This is a genomic window from Pseudomonas syringae pv. coryli str. NCPPB 4273 (assembly GCF_000972175.1).
GTDB lineage: Bacteria > Pseudomonadota > Gammaproteobacteria > Pseudomonadales > Pseudomonadaceae > Aquipseudomonas > Aquipseudomonas syringae.
The window spans coordinates 1-20802 of sequence record NZ_AWQP01000033.1; the positions used below are offsets into that span (position 1 = coordinate 1).

Annotated in this window: 16 protein-coding genes and 1 pseudogene; 10 read left to right on the forward strand and 7 right to left on the reverse strand. The window is 60.0% G+C overall.

What is annotated here, in order from left to right:
- The first annotated feature begins 454 nt into the window (after window positions 1-454).
- The 7 genes from P406_RS14510 to P406_RS14540 all read left to right on the forward strand — a co-directional run bounded on the left by P406_RS14510 (window position 455) and on the right by P406_RS14540 (window position 9235).
- On the forward strand, window positions 455-1270 hold the full coding sequence (locus P406_RS14510; protein ID WP_046236560.1) for a class II aldolase/adducin family protein: 816 nt from the start codon (window positions 455-457) through the stop codon (window positions 1268-1270).
- 70 nt (window positions 1271-1340) lie between these two features.
- The gene (gene glsB, locus P406_RS14515; protein ID WP_010433163.1) at window positions 1341-2249 is read left to right on the forward strand and encodes a glutaminase B; all 909 of its coding nucleotides are present in this window, start codon (window positions 1341-1343) and stop codon (window positions 2247-2249) included.
- A gap of 87 nt (window positions 2250-2336) precedes the next feature.
- Window positions 2337-3407, forward strand: a complete 1071-nt coding sequence (locus P406_RS14520; RefSeq protein ID WP_046236561.1) for a DUF1615 domain-containing protein — start codon at window positions 2337-2339, stop codon at window positions 3405-3407.
- A 195-nt stretch (window positions 3408-3602) separates the two neighbouring features.
- Window positions 3603-5414 carry an ABC transporter ATP-binding protein gene (locus tag P406_RS14525; protein ID WP_004412676.1) on the forward strand — a complete coding sequence of 604 codons (1812 nt, stop codon included), beginning with the start codon at window positions 3603-3605 and terminating at the stop codon, window positions 5412-5414.
- Between the two features lie 97 nt (window positions 5415-5511).
- On the forward strand, window positions 5512-6549 hold the full coding sequence (locus tag P406_RS14530) for an NADP(H)-dependent aldo-keto reductase (RefSeq protein WP_004418008.1): 1038 nt from the start codon (window positions 5512-5514) through the stop codon (window positions 6547-6549).
- 66 nt (window positions 6550-6615) lie between these two features.
- Window positions 6616-7416 carry an SDR family oxidoreductase gene (locus P406_RS14535; protein ID WP_003409893.1) on the forward strand — a complete coding sequence of 267 codons (801 nt, stop codon included), beginning with the start codon at window positions 6616-6618 and terminating at the stop codon, window positions 7414-7416.
- Window positions 7409-9235: a glycoside hydrolase family 15 protein gene (locus P406_RS14540; protein ID WP_046236562.1), complete on the forward strand. Its 1827-nt coding sequence runs from the start codon at window positions 7409-7411 to the stop codon at window positions 9233-9235. The genes P406_RS14535 and P406_RS14540 overlap by 8 nt, the downstream gene beginning before the upstream one ends.
- Before the next feature lie 55 nt (window positions 9236-9290).
- Here the strand turns inward: P406_RS14540 and P406_RS14545 are convergent, their stop codons facing one another.
- The 5 genes and pseudogenes from P406_RS14545 to P406_RS14565 all read right to left on the reverse strand — a co-directional run bounded on the left by P406_RS14545 (window position 9291) and on the right by P406_RS14565 (window position 15239).
- Window positions 9291-10718, reverse strand: coding sequence for a DUF2723 domain-containing protein (locus P406_RS14545; protein ID WP_046236563.1), 1428 nt, complete (start codon window positions 10716-10718; stop codon window positions 9291-9293).
- 53 nt (window positions 10719-10771) lie between these two features.
- Window positions 10772-11740, reverse strand: a complete 969-nt coding sequence (locus P406_RS14550) for a lysylphosphatidylglycerol synthase transmembrane domain-containing protein (RefSeq protein ID WP_046236564.1) — start codon at window positions 11738-11740, stop codon at window positions 10772-10774.
- Window positions 11737-12477 (reverse strand): SDR family oxidoreductase, encoded by a 741-nt coding sequence (locus tag P406_RS14555; RefSeq protein ID WP_003317865.1) that lies wholly within the window; start codon window positions 12475-12477, stop codon window positions 11737-11739. Before P406_RS14555 ends, P406_RS14550 begins: the two co-directional genes overlap by 4 nt.
- Window positions 12474-13791, reverse strand: a pseudogene (locus P406_RS14560) (FAD-binding oxidoreductase). Before P406_RS14560 ends, P406_RS14555 begins: the two are co-directional and overlap by 4 nt.
- The gene (locus P406_RS14565; protein WP_046236565.1) at window positions 13788-15239 is read right to left on the reverse strand and encodes a UbiA family prenyltransferase; all 1452 of its coding nucleotides are present in this window, start codon (window positions 15237-15239) and stop codon (window positions 13788-13790) included. The pseudogene P406_RS14560 and the gene P406_RS14565 overlap by 4 nt, the downstream one beginning before the upstream one ends.
- Window positions 15240-15667: 428 nt before the next feature.
- Here P406_RS14565 and P406_RS14570 point away from each other — a divergent pair, with 428 nt between their 5' ends.
- Window positions 15668-15892 (forward strand): DUF6555 family protein, encoded by a 225-nt coding sequence (locus P406_RS14570; protein ID WP_003407519.1) that lies wholly within the window; start codon window positions 15668-15670, stop codon window positions 15890-15892.
- Window positions 15893-15913: 21 nt separating this feature from the next.
- On the opposite strand, the gene P406_RS14575 is transcribed toward P406_RS14570, so the two are convergent.
- Window positions 15914-17332 (reverse strand): MFS transporter, encoded by a 1419-nt coding sequence (locus tag P406_RS14575; protein ID WP_046236566.1) that lies wholly within the window; start codon window positions 17330-17332, stop codon window positions 15914-15916.
- A gap of 303 nt (window positions 17333-17635) precedes the next feature.
- Here P406_RS14575 and P406_RS14580 point away from each other — a divergent pair, with 303 nt between their 5' ends.
- Window positions 17636-18955: an Nramp family divalent metal transporter gene (locus tag P406_RS14580; protein WP_046236567.1), complete on the forward strand. Its 1320-nt coding sequence runs from the start codon at window positions 17636-17638 to the stop codon at window positions 18953-18955.
- Between the two features lie 61 nt (window positions 18956-19016).
- On the forward strand, window positions 19017-20468 hold the full coding sequence (locus P406_RS14585; protein ID WP_046236568.1) for an MFS transporter: 1452 nt from the start codon (window positions 19017-19019) through the stop codon (window positions 20466-20468).
- 6 nt (window positions 20469-20474) lie between these two features.
- On the opposite strand, the gene P406_RS14590 is transcribed toward P406_RS14585, so the two are convergent.
- Window positions 20475-20672 carry a hypothetical protein gene (locus tag P406_RS14590; protein ID WP_003349205.1) on the reverse strand — a complete coding sequence of 66 codons (198 nt, stop codon included), beginning with the start codon at window positions 20670-20672 and terminating at the stop codon, window positions 20475-20477.
- Between the last annotated feature and the right edge of the window lie 130 nt (window positions 20673-20802).

A 20802-nucleotide genomic window follows, 5' to 3' on the forward strand; every position in this document is an offset into this window, starting at 1 on the left:
CCCCCGGATCAGTGACAGGGCGAAGGAACCCGACGAAGTCGGGCCGGAAACGGAGCCAGGGGCTTTGGTCACTTTGGCCCCATCAAAGTGACTCGCCGAGGGGCGAAAAGGTGACCTGAGTCGGACCCCAATCTACCTGACATCAAAAAACCGCCGTGTGACGCAGAGCGTCGGCCGCTGTGAAGCGACTGATACGGAGCAGGAATCTTGCGATATTGGACATGCGATGATCTATAGGGGTTTGCCAATTCTGGAGCATATCGCTATATAAAAAGTTATTTAAATAGCCTTTAGAAATAATCATAGACCTTCGTGGACATGTGCAAAGCCGGTAGCAGGACTGATTTTAATATTCTAATTTTTTATAATTAGCTTAGAAGTAAATGTGATTTTTAATTGAATCCCCATGCGCCTAGTCTTGCTGATCAGTCAGCAGTCATCCAGGAGCAATACCATGAGCAACGTCAGCGCTTTGCCAGTCCAGTCAGGTACGACGCCGTCGGGTAGCAGCAGCGTGCGCGACAGAGTGTCGCCGGAAGAATGGGAAGTCCGGGTCAAGCTGGCGGCGGCCTATCGACTGGCGGCGCTCAAGCGTTGGACCGATCATATCTATACGCACTTCTCGGCACGCGTGCCGGGCCCCGACGAGCACTTTCTGATCAACGCGTTCGGGCTGTTGTTCGATGAAATCACCGCGTCCAACCTGGTCAAGGTCGATATTGACGGCACGATTGTCGATGACCCCACCGGGCTGGGTATCAACTACGCCGGTTACGTGATTCACAGTGCCATTCATGCTGCGCGCCACGACCTGCAGGCCGTGCTGCACACCCACACCCGTGACGGTATCGCCGTGTCGGCGCAAAAGGACGGCCTGCTGCCCATCTCCCAGCACTCGATTGCCTTCTCCGGCCGGGTTGCTTACCACGGCTATGAAGGCATTGCGCTGGACTTGAGTGAACGCGAACGGCTGGTCGCGGACTTGGGTGACAAGAGCGTGATGATCCTGCGCAACCACGGGTTGCTGACCGGCGGGGTGAGTGTCGAGCATGCGTTCCAGCAGCTTCATGCCCTCGAGTACGCCTGCAATATTCAGATTGCGGCGCAGTCGGCGGGTAACGCCGAACTGGTGTTCCCGCCGCGCGAGGTGATTGCCAAGGTGGAGCAGCAGGCAAAGGCCATCAAGGACGGGCATGCGCCGGGTGTCGCACGGCACTGGAATGCCCTGATTCGCGAGCTGGAGCGTAACGACACCGACTACAAGACCTGAGCCTGCAACGCAGTGATGCGAGGCGCTTGAGGTTGGTGTAGTGTGCGCAGCCAAAACAAGGGGCGCACACATGCAAGACCTGCTGAACGAAATCCTCGATGAAGTAAGACCCTTGCTTGGTCAGGGCAAGGTGGCCGATTACATCCCGGCACTGGGCGGGGTCCGGCCTGATCAACTGGGCATTGCGGTGTACGGCAACGATGGTCAGGTGTTCAGCGCCGGGGACGCCGAAACAGCGTTTTCGATACAGAGCATTTCCAAGGTGTTCAGCCTGGTGCAGGCCATCGGTCACTCGGGCGAGGAGATCTGGCAGCGCCTCGGACACGAACCTTCCGGCCAGCCTTTCAACTCGCTGGTGCAGCTGGAATTCGAGCAGGGCAGGCCGCGCAATCCGTTCATCAATGCCGGTGCGCTGGTGATCTGCGACATCAACCAGGCGCGGTTCGCAGCACCGTCGCTGTCGATGCGCGACTTCGTTCGACGCCTGTGCGGCAATCGGGCGATCACCTCCGACTCCAAAGTCGCCGACTCCGAATACCAGCACCGTTCGCGCAACGCAGCGGCGGCCTATCTGATGAAATCCTTCGACAATTTCCACGGCGATGTGGAGGACGTGCTGCGCAGCTACTTCCACCATTGTGCGCTGAGCATGAACTGCATCGATCTGGCCAAGGCGTTCGGGTTTCTGGCTCATCAGGGCTTTTGCGCTCACAGCGGCGAGCAGATTCTTACTGCGCGGCAGGCCACCCAGGTCAACTCGATCATGGCCACCAGCGGGCTGTACGACGAGGCCGGCAACTTCGCCTATCGCGTAGGCCTGCCGGGCAAGAGCGGGGTAGGCGGTGGTATCGTTGCGATCGTGCCCGAGCGTGCTTCGGTCTGTGTATGGTCCCCGGAGTTGAACGCAGCGGGCAATTCCCTTGTCGGTATGGCTGCGCTGGAAAAACTCAGCGCGAGGGTCGACTGGTCGGTCTTTTGAGGTAAAAAGCCTTCTGAAGTGAACCGCGCCTCGAAGCGCGAACCAGACAGGAGTCATGGATTGAATAGAAGGCTATGCAAATCGCTCATGCTGAGCGTCGGACTGCTGGTGTTGGCAGGCTGTGGCACGCAGCGCGTCCAGGAACCCGAACTGACGCCTGAACAGGCGCGCGCGCAGATCGTGCGCCTGATGCCTGCGACTGCTACCGATCGCCAGGCATGGGCCACGGATATTCATGCCGCGTTTGCCGCGCAGAAGATTCCGCTGACCACTGAAAACCTGTGTTCGGTGATGGCCGTTACCGAGCAGGAGTCGACCTTTCAAGTCGACCCTGCGGTGCCGGACATGGGCCGGATTGCCCGCGCCGAAATCAACCGCCGCGCCGCGCGGCTGCACATTCCCAATGCGCTGATCGCCACCGCGTTACGTGTTCGCTCGCCGGACGGCAAGACTTATGGCAAACGCCTCGATTCTGCGCGCACCGAGAAAGACCTCAGCGCGATCTTCGATGATTTCATCGGCATGGTGCCGCTGGGTCAGACGTTGTTTGGCAACTTCAACCCGGTCAAGACCGGCGGCCCGATGCAGGTCAGCATCGCCTTTGCCGAAAAGCACGCCGAGGATTATCCCTACACGGTCGATGGTTCGATCCGCCGCGAAGTCTTCACCCGCCGTGGCGGCATGTACTTCGGTATCGCTCACCTGCTGGGCTACCCGGTCAACTACACCCAGTCGTTGTACCGCTTTGCCGACTTCAATGCCGGTTGGTACGCCAGTCGCAATGCCGCGTTCCAGAATGCTGTGAGTCGGGCGACCGGCATCGAGCTGGCGCTGGATGGCGACCTGATCCGCTTTGACTCTACCTCGCCGGGCTCCACCGAACTGGCAGTACGCACGCTGGGCGATCGGCTGGGCATGAACAAGTCGCAGATATGGAGCCAGCTCAAGCAGGGCGACACGCTGGAATTCGAGGAGACCGATCTGTACAGCAAGGTATTCGCCTTGGCGGACAGGGCGGCGGGCAAACCTTTGCCCAGGGCCATCCTGCCCGGCATTACCCTGAAAAGCCCGAAAATCACCCGCAACCTCACCACCGCCTGGTTTGCCGAGCGCGTCGACGATCGACGCGAACGCTGCGTGCAGCGTGCGCCCAAGTGAAGTTGAGTCCTAAAAAGCTGCTCAGAAAGGCGGGCCGACGCGGAGCGTTGCACGACAGTTACGATTATCGTTCCGCACGCTCCAGCGTGGGAATGCAGTTCTGGACGCTCTGCGTCCGCTCCTGAGAGGGCTGCGCGGCGAGACATCTGGTGGTTTCAGCCCTTTATTCAAGCTCTTCAGGACTTTTTTAAGCGTATGCCGGTTTTCAAGCGTTTCATTTCGTTCATGCACCAGGCCTTGCGCGCGATGCATCTGGTCTGGACCACCTCCCGAGCGCTGTCCATCGGGCTGATCGTCGCCACGCTGATCGCCGGCCTGCTGCCCGCGCTGGCCGCCTGGCTCGGCCAGCGCATCGTCGATGCGGTGGTCGCTGCCATGCAGTTGCACGCCAGTGCGGGCGAAGCACCGTTGTGGCCGGTGTTGCGCTATGTGTTGTTCGAAGCCGGTGTGCTGGCTCTGCTCGCTGCAGCACAGCGCGGGCTTTCGGTGCAGCAGGCGTTGCTGCGGGTGCTGCTGGGGCAGAAGGTCAATACCCTGATTCTGGAGAAGGCCCAGACTCTGTCGCTGTCGCAGTTCGAAGACTCCGAGTTCTACGACAAGCTTGTGCGCGTCCGGCGTGAAGCCTCGACACGGCCGCTGGCACTGGTGACCAAATCGTTGGGGTTGCTGCAAAACCTCATTTCGCTGATCAGCTTTGCCGTATTGCTGGTGCATTTTTCGCCCTGGGCGTTGCTGATTCTGGTGCTCGGCGCGTTGCCGGTGTTCTTTGCCGAAGCGCATTTTTCCGGCGACGCGTTCCGCCTGTTTACCCGGCGCGCTCCGGAAACCCGTCGGCAGAATTACATCGAAACACTGCTCTCCCACGAGGGCTATATCAAGGAGGTGAAGCTGTTCGGCTTCGCGCCGCTGCTGCTCAAGCGTTACCGCGACACCTTCGAGCGTCTGTATGCCGAAGACCGGCGCCTGACCGTGCGCCGTGATGGCTGGGGCTTTTTGCTCGGTCTGCTGGGCACGGCTGCGTTTTACCTGGCCTACGCCTGGGTGGTGGTCGATGCGGTGCACGGGCGGATCACCCTGGGGCAGATGACCATGTACCTGGTGCTGTTCAAACAGGGGCAGGCGGCGGTAAGCAGCAGTCTCAGCGCCATCAGTGGTTTGTACGAGGACGGACTGTATCTGGCCGACCTTTATGTCTACCTCGGTCAGCCGGTGACGCCGTCTGCTGGCAGCCTCACCGTGGGCGCGCAGCCCGGTGATGGCATGCGCTTCGAGAATGTCAGTTTCACCTACCCGGGGACCAGCCGTCCGGCACTGGAAAACATCGACCTGCACCTGGCGCCGGGGCGCAGCGTGGCCCTGGTGGGCGAGAACGGCTCGGGGAAAACTACGCTGATCAAGCTGCTGACGCGTCTTTACCAACCTGACCAAGGCCGCATTCTGCTGGACGGCAGCGACCTGCAGGAGTGGGACGAAGACGCTTTGCGCTCGCGCATCGGGGTGATTTTTCAGGACTTCATTCGCTATCAGTTTCAGGTCGGCGAGAACCTCGGGGTCGGCGACACTCAGGCCTTTCATGATGAAGGTCGTTGGCGCGAGGCAGCGGCGCAAGGCATGGCCGCGCAGTTCATCGAACAGCTCGACAAAGGCTACGCCACACAATTGGGCCGCTGGTTTGCGGGAGGTCAGGAACTGTCCGGCGGGCAGTGGCAGAAAATCGCGTTGTCACGCGCTTACATGCGCCGCGACGCCGATATCCTGATTCTCGACGAGCCGACTGCCGCGCTGGACGCAGGCGCAGAAGCGGCTGTATTCGAACATTTTCGCGAGTACGCCAAAGGGCGCATGACGCTGCTGATTTCGCATCGGTTTTCCAGCGTGCGCAACGCCGAACACATCGTGGTGCTGGAGCATGGGCGGGTGCTGGAACGCGGTGATCATGACAGCCTGATTGCCGCCGCAGGGCGCTACGCCGCGCTGTTTGATCTGCAGGCACAGGGTTACCGCTAGGTAAAACCGCATAAAAAGTGTTGCAGTGAATGACCAGTCGGCGTTTTATGGGAGCCCTGTTTCAAGCTGTATCTTTTTGAATCAAACGGAGACATCGATGCAATTTCGTAAATTGGGCAAAACCGATCTGTCGGTCAGCGCGATCTGTCTGGGCACCATGACCTGGGGCGAGCAGAACACCCAGGATGAAGCATTCGAACAGATTCGTATGGCCAAGGATGCCAAGGTCAACTTCCTCGACACGGCAGAAATGTACCCGGTGCCGCCGCGTGGCGAGACCTACACCAAGACCGAAAGCATCATCGGCGAGTACTTCAAGAAGTACGGCGACCGCAACGACTGGGTACTGGCCAGCAAGGTCGCCGGTCCAGGTCGCATGGATCACATCCGCGATGGCAATCCGCGCCTCGACCGCAAGAACATCACTGCGGCGCTGGAAGCCAGCCTCAAGCGTCTGAACACCGATTACCTGGACCTGTACCAGTTGCACTGGCCGGATCGCAAGACCAACTTCTTCGGCGTACTCGGTTACACCCACGACCCGGATGATCAGGCTGTCGAAATCGAAGAAACCCTGTCGGTACTGGGCGATCTGGTCAAGGCGGGCAAGATTCGCCACTTCGGTCTGTCCAATGAAACGCCATGGGGCACTCAGCGTTTTCTGCACCTGGCCGAAACCCTCGATCTGCCGCGTGCCGTCTCCATCCAGAATCCCTACAACCTGCTTAACCGCACCTTTGAGGTCGGTCTGGCGGAAATCGCCATTCGCGAACAGATCGGCCTGCTGGCTTACTCGCCGCTGGCGTTCGGTGTGCTGGCGGGCAAGTACCTGGACGGCGCACGTCCGGCCGATGGCCGTCTGACCCTGTTCGAGCGTTTCCAGCGCTACAACAACCCGCAGGCCGTCACCGCCACAGCCCAATACGTTGCGCTGGCTCGCGAGCATGGTCTGGATCCTTCGCAGATGGCGCTGGCCTACGTGACCAGCCGTCCGTTCGTGACCAGCAACATCATTGGTGCCACGAAACTGGATCAACTGAAGATCAATCTGCAGAGCATCGACGTCACGCTGTCCGATGAAGTCATCGCCGGTATCGAAGCCATTCACACCTCGCAGCCCAACCCTGCGCCATAACCTGCACTGAACTTAATTTCAGCCTCGCCAGTCAGCACTAGTACGCTTACTCCGAGGCTGAAATTGATGCACATCTCACTCAAGCAACAAGTCGCAATCGTTACCGGCGCCAGTTCCGGTCTGGGCGCAGGTGCTGCACGCGCGCTGGCAGAGGCCGGTGCCGCCGTGGTGATCAACTACAACTCCAAACCTGAACCTGCCGAGAAGCTGGCCGAAGAAATTCGTGCAGCCGGGGGCAAGGCTTTGGCCGTGGGGGCCGACGTCTCGAAAGAAGAAGACGTCGAGCGGCTGTTTGCACAGACCATCGAACATTTCGGCGCGCTGGATATTCTGGTCGCCAATTCCGGCTTGCAAAAGGACGCGTCGATCGTCGACATGTCCCTCGAAGACTGGAATACCGTCATCAACGTCAATCTGACCGGGCAGTTTCTCTGCGCCCGCGCGGCATTGCGCCAGTTCATCAAGCAGGGCATGCGCCCTGAAGTGTCACGGGCCATGGGCAAGATCATTCACATGAGCTCCGTGCATCAGCTGATTCCATGGGCCGGGCACGTCAATTACGCAGCGTCCAAGGGCGGCGTCGACCTGTTGATGCGCAGCATCGCCCAGGAAGTCGGCGAGCTGAAGATTCGCGTCAACAGCGTTGCACCGGGTGCCATCCGCACGCCGATCAATGCCGATGCACGCAAGGGCGACGCCGAGAAGGAAATGCTCAAACTGATTCCTTATGGCCGTATAGGCGAGCCGGAAGACGTCGCCAATGCGGTGCTCTGGCTGGCGTCCGATGCCTCGGATTATGTGCACGGCACCACCCTGTTCATCGATGGGGGCATGACCCTCTATCCGGAGTTCCGTGGCAATGGCTGACTTTCCCGCAGAGGCGCAAAACCGTATCGAGGATCACGGCATCATCGGCGACATGCGCAGTGCTGCGCTGATTGCCAACACCGGCAGTATCGATTTCTGCTGCTGGCCTGACTTCGACAGCCCGTCGATTTTCACTGCGCTGCTGGACACGCCCGACGCCGGGATCTTTCAGCTGGCGCCCGATCTACCTGACGCCAGGCGGCTGCAGATCTATCTGCCGGATACCAACGTCCTGCAAACCCGCTGGATTTCCGAGGACGCGGTGGTGGAAGTCACCGACCTGATGCCGATCGGCGAGGATCAGGATGATCTGCCGCGTATCGTGCGCCGCGTTCAGGTGCGTTTTGGCGAGGCCACGCTGCGCATGCGCTGCCGGGTGCGCATGGATTACAGCCGTGCCGACACCAGCGCGCGAATCGATGGTCAGGACATCTGTTTCGAAGCCGTCGGGCAACCGGGCATGCGTTTGTCGGCAACGACGCCGTTGCGTCTCGAGCAGCACGACGCCGTGGCCGAATTTCATATGCACAAGGGCCAGACCATCGAGTTCATCCTCGGCGGAATCGATGATTCGAATGTCGCTGCTGGCCGGTGCTCGCGCTATTTCGATGACACCTTGAAGTTCTGGCGGCGCTGGTCCGGGCAATCGCAATACACCGGGCGCTGGCGTGAAATGGTCACTCGTTCGGCGCTGGCCCTCAAGCTGCTGACCTCGCGCAAGCATGGCGGCATCGTTGCCGCCGCGACGTTCGGTCTGCCGGAAACCGAGGGCGGCGAGCGCAACTGGGATTACCGCTACACCTGGATACGTGACGCGTCGTTCACCGTGTATGCGTTCATGCGTCTGGGGTACACCGATGAAGCCAATGCGTTCATGAGCTGGGTGCGCGGGCGACTGGATGACTGCTGCGAACAGACCGAGAAACTCGGCATTCTCTATGCGCTGGATGGCCACGCTGAGCTGCCGGAAGAGCATCTCGATCACCTGTCCGGCTACGGCGGTGCGCAGCCGGTACGCATTGGCAACGAAGCCTACAAGCAGGTTCAGCTGGACATCTACGGCGAGTTGATGGACGCCGTGTACCTGGCCAACAAATACGGCGATGCCATTTCCCATGACGGCTGGCAGCATGTGGTGCGCCAGGTCGACTATGTGTGCGAGCACTGGAACGACCGGGACGTGGGCATCTGGGAAATGCGCGGCGGCGACCAGCACTTCCTGCACTCGCGGCTGATGTGCTGGGTGGCCCTGGACCGGGCTCTGCGCCTGGCCTTCAAGCGTTCACTGTCGGGGCCGTTCGAGCGTTGGACCAAGGTGCGCGAAGAGATCCACGACGATATCTGGAAGAACTTCTGGAACGACGATCTGGGGCACTTCGTGCAGCACAAGGGCAGCCGCAATCTGGATGCCTCGATGTTGCTGATGCCATTGGTACGTTTCGTCGGTGCCAACGATCCCAAGTGGCTGGCGACGCTGGATGCCATCGAGGCCGCGCTGGTGCGTGACGGGATGGTGTTCCGTTACCGCAACGACGACGATCATGATGACGGCCTGGCAGGTGAGGAGGGCGCCTTCGTGGCTTGCTCGTTTTGGTACGTCGAATGTCTGGCCCGCGCCGGTCGGGTCGAACAGGCGCACCTGGAGTTCGAGCAACTGCTGCGTTACGCCAATCCGCTGGGCTTGTACGCCGAGGAATTCGACGCGCATGCTCATCACCTCGGCAATACGCCTCAGGCCCTGAGCCATTTGGCGCTGATCAGTGCGGCCAGTTTTCTGGACCGCAAACTGGGCGGCGGGCAGGCGCTCTGGCAGCCTTGATACGGTGAACAAACGGATCATGAATGAGCGTTCAACGCTTCAGCCATGATTCGTTTCACTTGGCGTGCAATGAATATCCCACTGGCTGTTCTTCAAGTCGGTGGTCTTGCGCCACAGTCGCGCAATAACTCAACCGCGGCAGATAAACGCCGCTGCTGCGCATGGCTGCCCGAATCGCCACGTCGTCATCACACGTCGCCAGCGTGCGTCCGGCAAGCAGCCCGATCGCTTGCGCCGAGCGCATCGCGCCCATCGGTGTCCAGTCGGCAATAATCAACGCACCTTTGGGCACTACCGGCTCGTAGGCGCGCACGAAATGCTCAGCGGACCGGTCGCGCAGGTAGGGCACCATGAAGTAGCGAATATCGTCACGATAGGGCAGTTGCTCCTTGTGCGCCGGAAGGGTGATGACCCCGTTGGCGTATAGTGAATACGTCAGCAGGATGACTGCCGGTGCCGACAATGCCGAGAGATTGAGCAATGTGCCGCGTGCCGCTGTGCGGGGCAGGATACGCCGCAACTGAATCATGCCGAGGATCGTCAGTAGCGCTGCACCGGGCAGAAAAAAGGTAAAGCGGTCGGTCACATTGTAGGAAATGGCGAACACCAGATTCAGCAGCGCGGCGCTCCATAACAAGCGCAGCCGGCTTCCCCTGGGAAACAGCAGCAGCCCCGCCAGTTGCGGCCCGATCAGCGACAGCAGCAACAGCGCTACCGCGCTCTTCTCCTCGAGGAGTTTGTCGAAACGCAACAGACTGCCTTCCCACTCCGGCCCTACAACGGTCGCGCTGGCCCCGGTCATGTAACGATGCGCAATATCCAGCAGGCCCATCCCGGAGTTCAGGTCATTGATTACCGCAACAGCGGCCGCCGCGAAACCAAGCATGAAGCCGGGCAGGGTGATCAATACTCGCGCCTTGTGCTGAAACAGCAGGTGCAGGTAAAGCGGCAGCAGAACCACGAACGTCAGTTGATGAACCGAGGCCGCCAGCCCCGTGAGGACGCAAATCGCGAAGAGTTTTTTCAGCGGCGTCAGAAGGGCACTGTCATTGAAAGACAGCGCATAGGCCAGTAGCACGATCAGCGTGTGCAACAGGTAGACCTCAGCCTTGGTCGACACCCAGAACACGCCATGGGCCAGTGTTGTCGCCGCGGCAGCGAGCAGCGCCTGGCGTGCACCCGCGCCAACGCTCTGCGCCAATCGGTAGACGACCCAAGCCAGCGGCAGAAGAAGCACCGAATTCAGCAGGCTGAGCGAGCGTGCACCGAACAGGTTGAAAAAAACCGTATTGAACAGCTGATAAAACGGATGCTCAAGTGGCCCGAGCGACTGGCTGAAATACTGACCCTCATGGGCGTTGGCCAGGAACATGCCATTGTCCATCCATTGCACGGGACCACTGGAGGCCAGAAAACTCGCCGTGATGGCGGCACCTAGCAATAACAGGGGGATACACATCGATGTGCGCGAATCGAGTGGCATTGAACCGCTCCTCCGTGAGATGACCAAAAATGTCGAGCGTTTGTGTTACGGCCTCAAGGCTGAGGATTCGGTACGGGTGTCGAGCCGGTAAAGCGCGAGAGCATCACGGCGCCGATGGCCACCGCAAACCACAGGGTCGCCAGACGTATCAGCAATGTCGCAGCAATCGCATCGGCCCCCGGCATGCCCTTGAACATCAGCAGTCCGATCATCACCGCTTCGGCGCTGCCCAGGCCGCCCGGCATGAAGCTCAAGGCCCCCGCGAGCATCGCCAGTGCATAGGTAAATACGGCAAAGGTCAGCGGGATCTGCGCGCCCATCCAGCCAAGCATCCAGTAAAACGCCAGTGCCTCGGCGCTCCAGGCCAGCAGACTGAGCAGGCTGGCGGTCAGCAGCACGTTGCCATGCAGGCACTGGCGAGCGGCAAGCAGCACGTTGAACAACTGCTGCCACAGGCTGCTGGCTCGCGTGTTTTTTGTGGGCAGTGAAACCTGTAAACGCTCCAGCAAGTGACGGCGAGACAGTACCAGCGAACCCGTCAGAACCAGTGCCAGACCGAGCAGGATCATCGGCTGTGCCTGCGGATACCACGACAGTCCGAACAGCGTGAGCAGTACGATGGCCAGCAGATCGGAAAGACGCTCGCTGACAAACGCGGCAAAGCTTTGCGGGTACGGTACGCCCAGCGGCCTGAGCAATACGCCACGCAGCGCTTCACCGGCCTTGCCGGGAGTCGTGGTCAGGGCGAAACCCGCCAGATAGATCCGCAGGCTTTTTCGCCAGGCCAACGGATGCCCCAACACTGAAAGGTAGAGTTGCCAGCGGACGAAGCGCAGCGCGTAGTTGATTGCAGACATCAACAACGCCACGCCGATGCCGAGCAGCCCGACCTTGCCCGTCGCTGCGCTGACCGCCTGCCAGCCGCCCCACAGTGAGAAACCCAGATACCCCATGGCCGAGAAGACGATCGACAGAAGCACTGCCCGATAGCGCCATCCGGACAGCAACAGCGAGCCGGTCACAGGTTGAGCCTTTTGAACAATGGCTGCGGGATCGAGCGAATCACCCACATGATCCATGCCCAGAAGCCCGGCGCGTAAAGGCTTGTTGATTGGCGTGCGATGCCATTGACGATGCGTTCGGCAACGTCTTCCGGTTGTGCCACCAGCCAGGCCGGCAGTGGCAGACCCCGGGTCATGGGCGTGTCGACAAAGCCTGGCTTTATGGTCACTACGTGTACGCCCAGCTTGAACATCCGCGCCTGTAACCCGTCGCAGAACGTCGAGACGGCAGCTTTGGCCGAGCCGTACAGATAATTGGAAGGGCGTCCGCGATCGCCCGCGACCGAGGAAATCACCGCCAGTGTGCCGCAACGCTGGACCTCGAAATGCTTGGCCAACACGGTCAGCAACGCAATCATCGATGCACCATTGGTGATGAATTCCTGCACAGCCAGCCCTGCGTTTTGCTCGCAGGCCTTCTGATCGGGCAAGGTGCCGTGAGCCAGAAGCACGATATCTATCTGCCCAAGTGCAGCCAGGCAATCGGCCAGCATCGCCGGGTGCGCCGAGAAGTGCGTGACGTCCATTTGATAGGTGTCTACGTGTCCGGCACCGCGGGCCCTGAGGTCGGCGGCATTACCCGCGAGCTTGTCCGTATTGCGCGCGACCAGGAAAAAATCGCAGCCTTGCGCCGCCCAGCGCCGGGCGCAGGCATGGGCAATGGTTGATGTAGCGCCAATGATCAGAATCTTTTTCATGACATCACTCGTTTCCAGAAGCGGGACATCAAAGAGGGGTCGCGCAGGGCTTCCAGTTGTTCCCACGCCGGATAGGCCTGACGGAAGTCGCTGCCGCTCATGTGTGCATCCTTGGCCGGGTACAGTCGTCCACCCGCGTCACGGACAATGGCGTCCAGACGCGGGAACAGTGAGCCGGCCAGATCGCGCGTCTGCGCAAAGTCCAGTGCCAGCGAGGTGCCCTGCATCGGAAAAGACAGTAGCCCCGGCGAGACGATGTCACCGCAACGCTTGAGCACTGCGAGGAATGATCCCTGTCCCGAGGCTGCGATGGCATCGAGCAGCAGCTGCATGGCCTGGGGTGCGCAGTGCTCGGGAATCACGCACTGGTATTGCTGAAACCCCTTGCGACCATAAAGACGATTCCAGTGCAGCATTCGATCCAGCGGGTAGAAGAACGCCTCGCAGGTGGTGCGGCGGGACGTTGGCAGGTCTGAGTGCGCGTGCCAGTACAGAGAATTGAACGCACGCAAGGACAGGCTGTTGACCAGCGACACCGGAGGCGTGAACGGCACGCTCAGGCGATTGCGCGCCTCAACCGACAGTGACCCATAACGGGCGTGGTTGCCGACGATGTAGACCCCGCGGCCGCTATGCGCACCACGGGCCAGGCAGTCGATCCAGGCGACGCTGTATTCATGCTGCGCATCCAGCTCTTGCGACAGCGTAAAGAACTCCGCCAGATTGGCGAAGCGTACTGCCGTACTGTCGATCTGGGCGCTGCGGATCGGCATCAGCTGCAGCTCGACCCAGCTGATAACGCCAGTAAGACCGAGGCCGCCGATGCTGGCGGCGAAAAAAACGGGGATTGTCCACGGCTGAGCAGACCATGGGCGGCTGGTCATGACGGATCAGCTCGAAGCGCCTGACATGACAGCCAAAGGTGCCGCGCCGATGATGGTTCTTGCCGTGCACATCATTGGCCAGCGCGCCGCCTATCGTCACGTACTGTGTGCCAGGCGTGACCGGTAGAAACCAGCCGTGCGGGATCGCTGCCGCGAGCAGTTGCGACAGTGTCATGCCCGCTTCCAGTTGCACCACACCGCGCTGCCAGTCGGCAGCAATGAAGCGATCCAGCCCGCGCATGTCCAGTACGTGATCGCTGCTGGCCAGACAGCTGTCGCCGTAGCTGCGGCCGTTGCCGAAGGGCAGGCTGGTGTGATGGCGTGCAACGGTTTGCGAGATGTGCGCAGGCAAGCGTTTTATCGAATCACATTCGTGACCCTGCTGGGCAACCTGCGGATAGCGGCCCCAGGAGTAAAGAGGCCCGCTCATGCTGCGACCCAGAACACCAGCAGGAACAGCAAGCCGATCCCCTGGCTGATCCGGTCGCGAATCGCGAAAACCACCGGGTCCTCATTCATTTCACCGCGATGGGTGAGCATCCAGATCCGGGTGATCCAGAACAACAGCAATGGGCAGGCCAGCCAGATAACGTGCGGGTGCTGATACAAGGCCACCGTCGCACCTTCATGGATGTAAAGCGCCAGCACCATCACTGCCAGATTGCCTGACGAGGCCCCCAATGAGGCGATCATGTCCAGATCGCCCGGGTAGTAACCACGGCCAGCCGTCTTGCCTGTTACCGCGCGCAGTCGTGCCTCGCGCAGTTCGGCATAGCGCTTGACCAGCGCCAGGCTGAGAAACAGAAACATCGAAAACGCCAGAATCCAGAACGTCAGTGGCAATTGAAACGCCGCCGCACCGGCCAGGATGCGCGTGGTATAGAGCATCGCCAGAACGATGACGTCGACGGCCATGTGGCGCTTGAGGTAAAGCGAATAAACCAGCGTCAGAAGGTAATAGGCTGCCAGCACCGCCGAAAACTGCCACGGCAATCCGGTTGCCGCAGCGGAGAAGGCTGCGGCGAGCAACAGCGGTATGACCAGCAGGCCGGATTGTATCGACAGCGCACCACTGGCGAACGGGCGCTCGCGCTTGCTTCTATGGTGGCGGTCGTCTGCCAGGTCAAGGAGGTCGTTGAGCAGGTATACGCTGGATGCGCACAGCCCGAAACACAGAAAGGCCAGCAAACCGTCGAGCAGCAATTGCGTGCTCTGGACCTGATGGGCAGCCAGCAGGGGCACAAAAATCAGCGCGTTTTTCAGCCACTGGTGCAGGCGCAGCGCCTTGCGCCAGGCGCTGGTCCCGGACGCCGCCGATTGGATAACCTGCTCGACATTGCCTTGTGCCCGCGCCTTGCGCTCCACACCGGCAAGCGGGCTGGCGACGATGGCCTTGCGTGAGACACCCCAGATGCACAGATCGTCCCGGGAGTTGCCGATGTAATCGAAGCCCCGCTCACCATAATGGCTAACCAGCAAGTCGCGTTTGCGATGCGCGGAAAGGTTGGTTCTACCGTCCGAGGCCCACACCTGATCGAACAGTTGCAGGTGTGCCGCGATCCGGTTGGCGAGGGTTTCGTGGGAGGCGGTAGCCAGAATCACGCTTCTACCGGTCTGCCGCTCGGTCTGAATGTAATCGATGACGTCAGCGTTGAACGGCAGTAACGCCACGTCAATCTCGGTACCCAGCGCCAGGCCTTGCTTGAGAGACGCCTTGCCCTGCAGCAGCCAGGCGAAAAGACTGAACAGCTTTAACGGATGACCCCGGATAAACGCCACTGCGGTTTCAAACAGCATGTCAGTTCGCAGCAATGTTCCGTCGAGGTCGACAACCAGCGGTGTATGAACCTCAAGAATTCTTCCTTGAATACCGGGCATGAATAGTTGCTCCTGTGAACGTGAGCGCACTATGGAACGAAAACGGACATTCGCCACTTCAATAAAGTTAAACGCTATCGATAATTCAGCCGTGCCGATGGCGTCAGAAAAATCAGCTGTTTGACACTATTCGCCACACGACGGCTATTGATCCGTTAGTCGATCAAAGACCGGAATCTGGCGGTGGCAACGGTGATGGCTGGCGAGTGCCGCGCCACCCATCGCGATCTGGCCGGGGCAGTGCGCTTTCGGCGATTCTTTGCCGATCGGTATCAGCGACTCCGCGTGACCCGTTGCAGATCCCGGCCCCGCGCGGACTGCGCTTGAGGTGTTCATTGGTCGCAGACATCAAAAAAATAATGAATTTCTTTGCCACGAATACAGTCACCTATACTTCAAGCCACTGCTGAAAAAGGATCAGACTTTCAATGGCACTTCCAAAGCATTACCGCATTGATTATCTGCTAAATGGTTCGTTCAAGAGTTTTTATATACGAACCGAGAATATGGATAACGCTGAAGCATGGCACTGTGCAAGTGTCGACGCAGGTCTCGCACGCATACCGAAATACCGTTTGGAGAAGGTCGCGCGGGTGTCGAAACCGTACGCCGAGCACTTCGGTGTCACCAACGTTGAGTGGGCTCAGGCCTGAGCCCACTCAACCCTGCACTCGTCAGCGGTGAGCGATCTGCTCCAGCGCAAGATTGCGTGTGCGCGGCCCGAACCGGCCGATGGTGACGATCACGATCAACATGCTGCCGACGATGAAGGCCAGTACGCCCGGCGTGCCGAAGTGGTCGAGAAATATCCCGATCAGGAGGCTGCTGAACACCGTTGACAGTCGGCTGAACGAGTAACAGAAGCCCACTGCGCGAGCGCGGATGTTGGTCGGGAACAGCTCACCCTGATACGAGTGGTAGCTGAAGCTCAGCCATGCGTTGCAGAACGTGATCATGATCCCGCAGAAAATCAGTCCTGCCGCGCTGGTCTGAAAGGCGAACAGGCTGCCAAAAATCATGGCGCCCAATGCGGAGCCGACGATTTGCCATTTGTTCTCGAAGCGGTTGGCGAACTTCACGAACAGCAACGGCCCCAGCGGATAAGCCAGCGTGATCACGAACGCATACCCCAGGCTGTGGGTGACGCTCAGGCCCTGACCCGAGAGCAGTGCAGGCAACCAGTTGCCGAAGCCAAAGAAGCCGATCGCCTGGAATACATGAAACACGATCAGCATCAACGCGCGGCGACGGTAGGGCGGTTGCCACATGTCGGCAAATCGGCCTTTGCCTGACAGGGCCACGTTGTCCGGTTGAGGCTCATCCAGTGGTTCGCCGTGGTCCTTGATGCAGCGCGCCTCGATTCCGTCCAGGACTCGCTCGGCTTCATCGAAGCGTCCCTGCTGCGCCAGCCAGCGCGGTGATTCCGGCAGCGCCGAGCGCAGCCACCAGACGAACAGGGCAAAGACTGCACTGCTGATCACGACCCAGCGCCAGCCGGAGAAACCGAAAGGGTCCTGGGGCACCAGCCACCACGACATCAGTGCAACGCTGGGGACTGACAGAAACTGAATGAAGAAGGCAAAGGCGAACGCCGAACTGCGTATGCGCTTGGGCACCAGTTCCGACAGGTAGGTGTCGATGGTGACCAATTCGACGCCCAGGCCAATACCCACGACGAAGCGCATGCCTATCACGCCCAGTGCAGAGGTCTGCAGGCCCATGATCACGGTGGCAACGGTGTACCAGATCAGCGCGAAGGTAAAGATCGCGCGGCGTCCGTAGCGATCGGCAATCGGGCTGACGAGGCTGGCACCGAAGAACAGGCCCAGAAAAGTCGCCGAGGCAAAGGCCGCCTGATCGGAGAAGCCGAACAGACCCTGACTGCCCGTGGCAAAGATTCCGTCACGGATCAGGCCGGGACTGATGTAGGCGGTCTGAAACAGGTCGTAAAGCTCGAAAAAACCGGCGATGGACAGCAAAGCGACCAGCCGCCAGATGGTCGCGACCGCAGGCAGTCGGTCAATACGCGCCGAGATATACGCTGCCCGCGACGGCTCGTTCGCGGCTGCCTCGGCATGAGGTAATGAGGTCATGGATGGCCATCCTGAGTTCTTGTTAAGGCCTGAATACTACTCCTTACAATTTGTAATCATTGGTCTTTTAATGCGGTTATTAAGGTTTAAAAGATGAAAAATTGTTTATCGGATCAATTTTTCGAATTTTTATATCGGATCCATTAAAGCGCTGGAATTACGTGGACATGAGAACGGCGCAGTGATGACCTTGTCAGGCAAAGAGGCAGGCGAAAAACAGCAGGCATGAAGCCATCAACGATGTATCAACATGTGTCGCAAAACCTTAGGATTAGGCCTTCACTTTCTGCATGCCGGGTTCCCGTGACGTACAAACTGCCCACTACTGCCACTGCTCCTTTCTGCCCCTCGGCGACCACGGACAGTGTGGCCATTCCGCCGAACGCGTCCTTGCTGCGCAAAATGATGCTGTTCGTCGGGCCTGGCCTGCTGGTTTCCATCGGCTACATGGACCCTGGCAACTGGGCGACGGCCATCGAGGCCGGGTCGCGCTTCGGCTATTCACTGCTGTTCGTGGTGGTGCTGGCCAGCCTCTCGGGCATGGTCTTGCAGAACCTTTGTTCGCGGCTGGGTATCGCGACCGGCCGTGACCTGGCGCAGTTGTCCGCCGCCCGCTACAGCCGCAAGGTCGCCAAGGGCCAGTGGCTGCTGGCAGAGCTGTCGATCATTGCCACCGATCTGGCGGAAGTGCTGGGGGCTGCGTTGGCGTTTCATCTGTTGCTCGGCGTTTCCATCACCACCGGTGTGGCGCTGACCGCTTTCGATACGCTGATTGTGCTGGCTTTGCAGGGCGCCAATTTTCGTCGTCTGGAAGCCATCGTGCTGGGGCTGATTGCAACCATCGCCAGTTGCTTCGCCGTCGAATTGTTTCTGATCAAACCGTTCTGGCCGGACGTCGTCGCGGGCCTCAAGCCGAGTTGGGACGTGTTGAGCAGCCAGGAGCCGCTGTATATCGCCATCGGCATTCTGGGCGCCACGGTCATGCCGCATAACCTTTATCTGCACTCATCCGTGGTGCAGACGCGGGTCAACGGTGCCGACCAGGCCAGTAAGGCCAGCGCCATCCGCTATGCGCGGCTCGACACCATCGGTTCGCTAAGCCTGGCGCTGTTGATCAATGCGGCAATTCTGATCCTCGCTGCTGCGGCTTTTCACAAGACCGGGCATACCGAGGTGGTCGAGATTCAGGACGCCTACCACCTGCTTGATCCGCTGGTGGGTGGTGCGATTGCCAGCGTGCTGTTCGGTATTGCCTTGCTGGCGGCGGGGCAGAGCTCGACCTTCACCGGCACCATCGCCGGGCAAGTGGTGCTCGAAGGTTTTCTGCAGGCGAAGATTCCGTGCTGGCAGCGGCGCTTGATCACTCGGGCGCTGGCACTGATTCCGGCGCTGATCGGCGTGGTCTGGCTGGGTGACAGCTCGGTGGGGCAGATGCTGGTGCTCAGTCAGGTCGTGCTGAGCCTGCAACTGCCTTTCGCGCTCTGGCCGTTGATTCGTTTTACCAGCGACCCACAACTGATGGGGCCGTTCGTCAATAGCCGGCTGGTGAAAACGGCTGCCTGGGGGCTGTTCGGACTGATCTCGGCGGCCAATCTGACGTTGCTGTGGTTCTGGATCAGCTGAACTTGATCGGCGACAGCGACTCTCACACCTGACACCAATGTAAGCCGTCAGGTAGCCGGACATGAGCACACTGAACGATAAGGGCAGCGTCTTCGAAACCGATTTGCCCGCGCGACTGGACCGCCTGCCCTGGGGGCGATTCCATACCTTGCTGGTCGTGGCGCTGGGGATCACCTGGCTGCTGGACGGCCTGGAAGTGACCCTCGCAGGCTCGGTCGCCGGGGCCTTGAAAGCCAGTCCGGCGCTCAATCTCACCAATAGCGACATTGGCCTGGCGGGCGCCGCGTACATTGCCGGTGCCGTGTTGGGCGCATTGTTCTTTGGCTGGCTGGCGGACCGTCTAGGGCGTCGCAAGCTGTTCTTCATCACCTTGCTGCTGTATGTCGGTGCAACGGCCGCCACGGCGTTCTCTTTCAGTGTCTGGAGCTTCATGCTGTTCCGTTTTCTGACCGGCATGGGCATCGGCGGCGAGTACACGGCCATCAATTCGACCATTCAGGAATTCACCCCGGCCCGCTACCGGGGGTGGGTTGACCTGACCATCAATGGCACATTCTGGCTGGGCGCTGCGCTTGGTGCGATTGGCTCGATTGTCTTGCTCGATCCGCTGTGGATCGGCGCCGAGCTGGGCTGGCGCCTGTGTTTCGGAATCGGTGCGGTATTGGGCCTGCTGGTTCTGCTGATGCGACTGTGGCTGCCAGAGAGCCCGCGCTGGCTGTTGATACACGGCCAGGCTGAACAGGCGAAGCAGATTGTCGAGCAGATAGAAGCAGACTTGCAGCGCCAGGGTCACGTCTTGCCCGCCGTGTCGGGAACCCCCCTGCGCCTGCATGCCCGTGACCACACGCCGCTGGGCGAGGTCGCCAGAACGTTGCTGGTGACGTTCCGTCAGCGTTCTCTGGTAGGCCTGACGCTGCTTACGGCCCAGGCGTTTTTCTACAATGCGATTTTTTTCACCTACGCACTGGTACTGACCGACTTCTATGGCGTGCCGGCCGAGCGCGTCGGTTGGTACGTGCTGCCACTGGCGCTGGGCAACTTCTGCGGTCCGCTGCTGCTGGGCAGACTGTTTGACGTGGTCGGCCGACGGGTGATGATCAGCCTCACTTATGGCGTCTCGGGCGTGCTGCTGGCAATCAGCGGCTACCTGTTCCAGCAAGGCTTGCTGGACGTTACCCAGCAGGCCATCGCCTGGATGGTGATTTTCTTCTTTGCATCGGCAGCGGCCAGCTCGGCCTACCTGACCGTCGCCGAAACCTTTCCACTGGAAATCCGTGCCTTGGCGATTGCGGTGTTCTACGCATTCGGTACCGGGCTGGGCGGGATGATTGGTCCGACGCTGTTCGGCGAGTTGATCGAAACCGGCGAGCGCAGCAATGTGCTGATCGGCTATCTGATCGGAGCAGGGCTGATGCTGCTGGCGGCGGTTGTGCAGTCGATATGGGGCACGGCTGCCGAACGCAAATCCTTGGAAGATGTGGCCAGACCGTTGTCGCAGGCCGGGGACCGATAGGGGGCGTTATCGGAATATGCCGCGCAGGCTGTCCACGGACGCCTGCAGGCCGATGATCCGCTCACTGACCTCTTGCGCTTCGTGTGCCCGGGAAGTTCGCTCCAGGTACAGGAGATGTCCTGCGAGGTTGGCTGAAACAAGTTCCAGGTCGTCGGCAGTACGCCTGATGTAAGCCTGCATGTCTTGCAACTGTTCGATCTGCACGGATGGTGCCCTTATAGGTCGCATCCGAGCGCACTAAATGAATGGGTGGCAATCATCAATCCACCCTACCGGGTTGTCGGCGGCAAGGCCGGTTTTCTTTAATGTCGCAGCTAAATAAACAGGCCAATCA

Excerpts from the sequence above, each read along its gene's own strand:
- P406_RS14520 (WP_046236561.1), top strand. The coding sequence starts at position 2,337 with ATGCTGAGCGTCGGACTGCTGGTGTTGGCAGGCTGTGGCACGCAGCGC.
- P406_RS14555 (WP_003317865.1), bottom strand. The coding sequence starts at position 12,477 with ATGAAAAAGATTCTGATCATTGGCGCTACATCAACCATTGCCCATGCC.
- P406_RS14575 (WP_046236566.1), bottom strand. The coding sequence starts at position 17,332 with ATGACCTCATTACCTCATGCCGAGGCAGCCGCGAACGAGCCGTCGCGG.
- P406_RS14585 (WP_046236568.1), top strand. The coding sequence starts at position 19,017 with ATGAGCACACTGAACGATAAGGGCAGCGTCTTCGAAACCGATTTGCCC.
- P406_RS14510 (WP_046236560.1), top strand. The coding sequence starts at position 455 with ATGAGCAACGTCAGCGCTTTGCCAGTCCAGTCAGGTACGACGCCGTCG.
- P406_RS14525 (WP_004412676.1), top strand. The coding sequence starts at position 3,603 with ATGCCGGTTTTCAAGCGTTTCATTTCGTTCATGCACCAGGCCTTGCGC.
- P406_RS14535 (WP_003409893.1), top strand. The coding sequence starts at position 6,616 with ATGCACATCTCACTCAAGCAACAAGTCGCAATCGTTACCGGCGCCAGT.
- P406_RS14545 (WP_046236563.1), bottom strand. The coding sequence starts at position 10,718 with ATGCCACTCGATTCGCGCACATCGATGTGTATCCCCCTGTTATTGCTA.
- P406_RS14570 (WP_003407519.1), top strand. The coding sequence starts at position 15,668 with ATGGCACTTCCAAAGCATTACCGCATTGATTATCTGCTAAATGGTTCG.
- glsB (WP_010433163.1), top strand. The coding sequence starts at position 1,341 with ATGCAAGACCTGCTGAACGAAATCCTCGATGAAGTAAGACCCTTGCTT.
- P406_RS14540 (WP_046236562.1), top strand. The coding sequence starts at position 7,409 with ATGGCTGACTTTCCCGCAGAGGCGCAAAACCGTATCGAGGATCACGGC.
- P406_RS14565 (WP_046236565.1), bottom strand. The coding sequence starts at position 15,239 with ATGCCCGGTATTCAAGGAAGAATTCTTGAGGTTCATACACCGCTGGTT.
- P406_RS14530 (WP_004418008.1), top strand. The coding sequence starts at position 5,512 with ATGCAATTTCGTAAATTGGGCAAAACCGATCTGTCGGTCAGCGCGATC.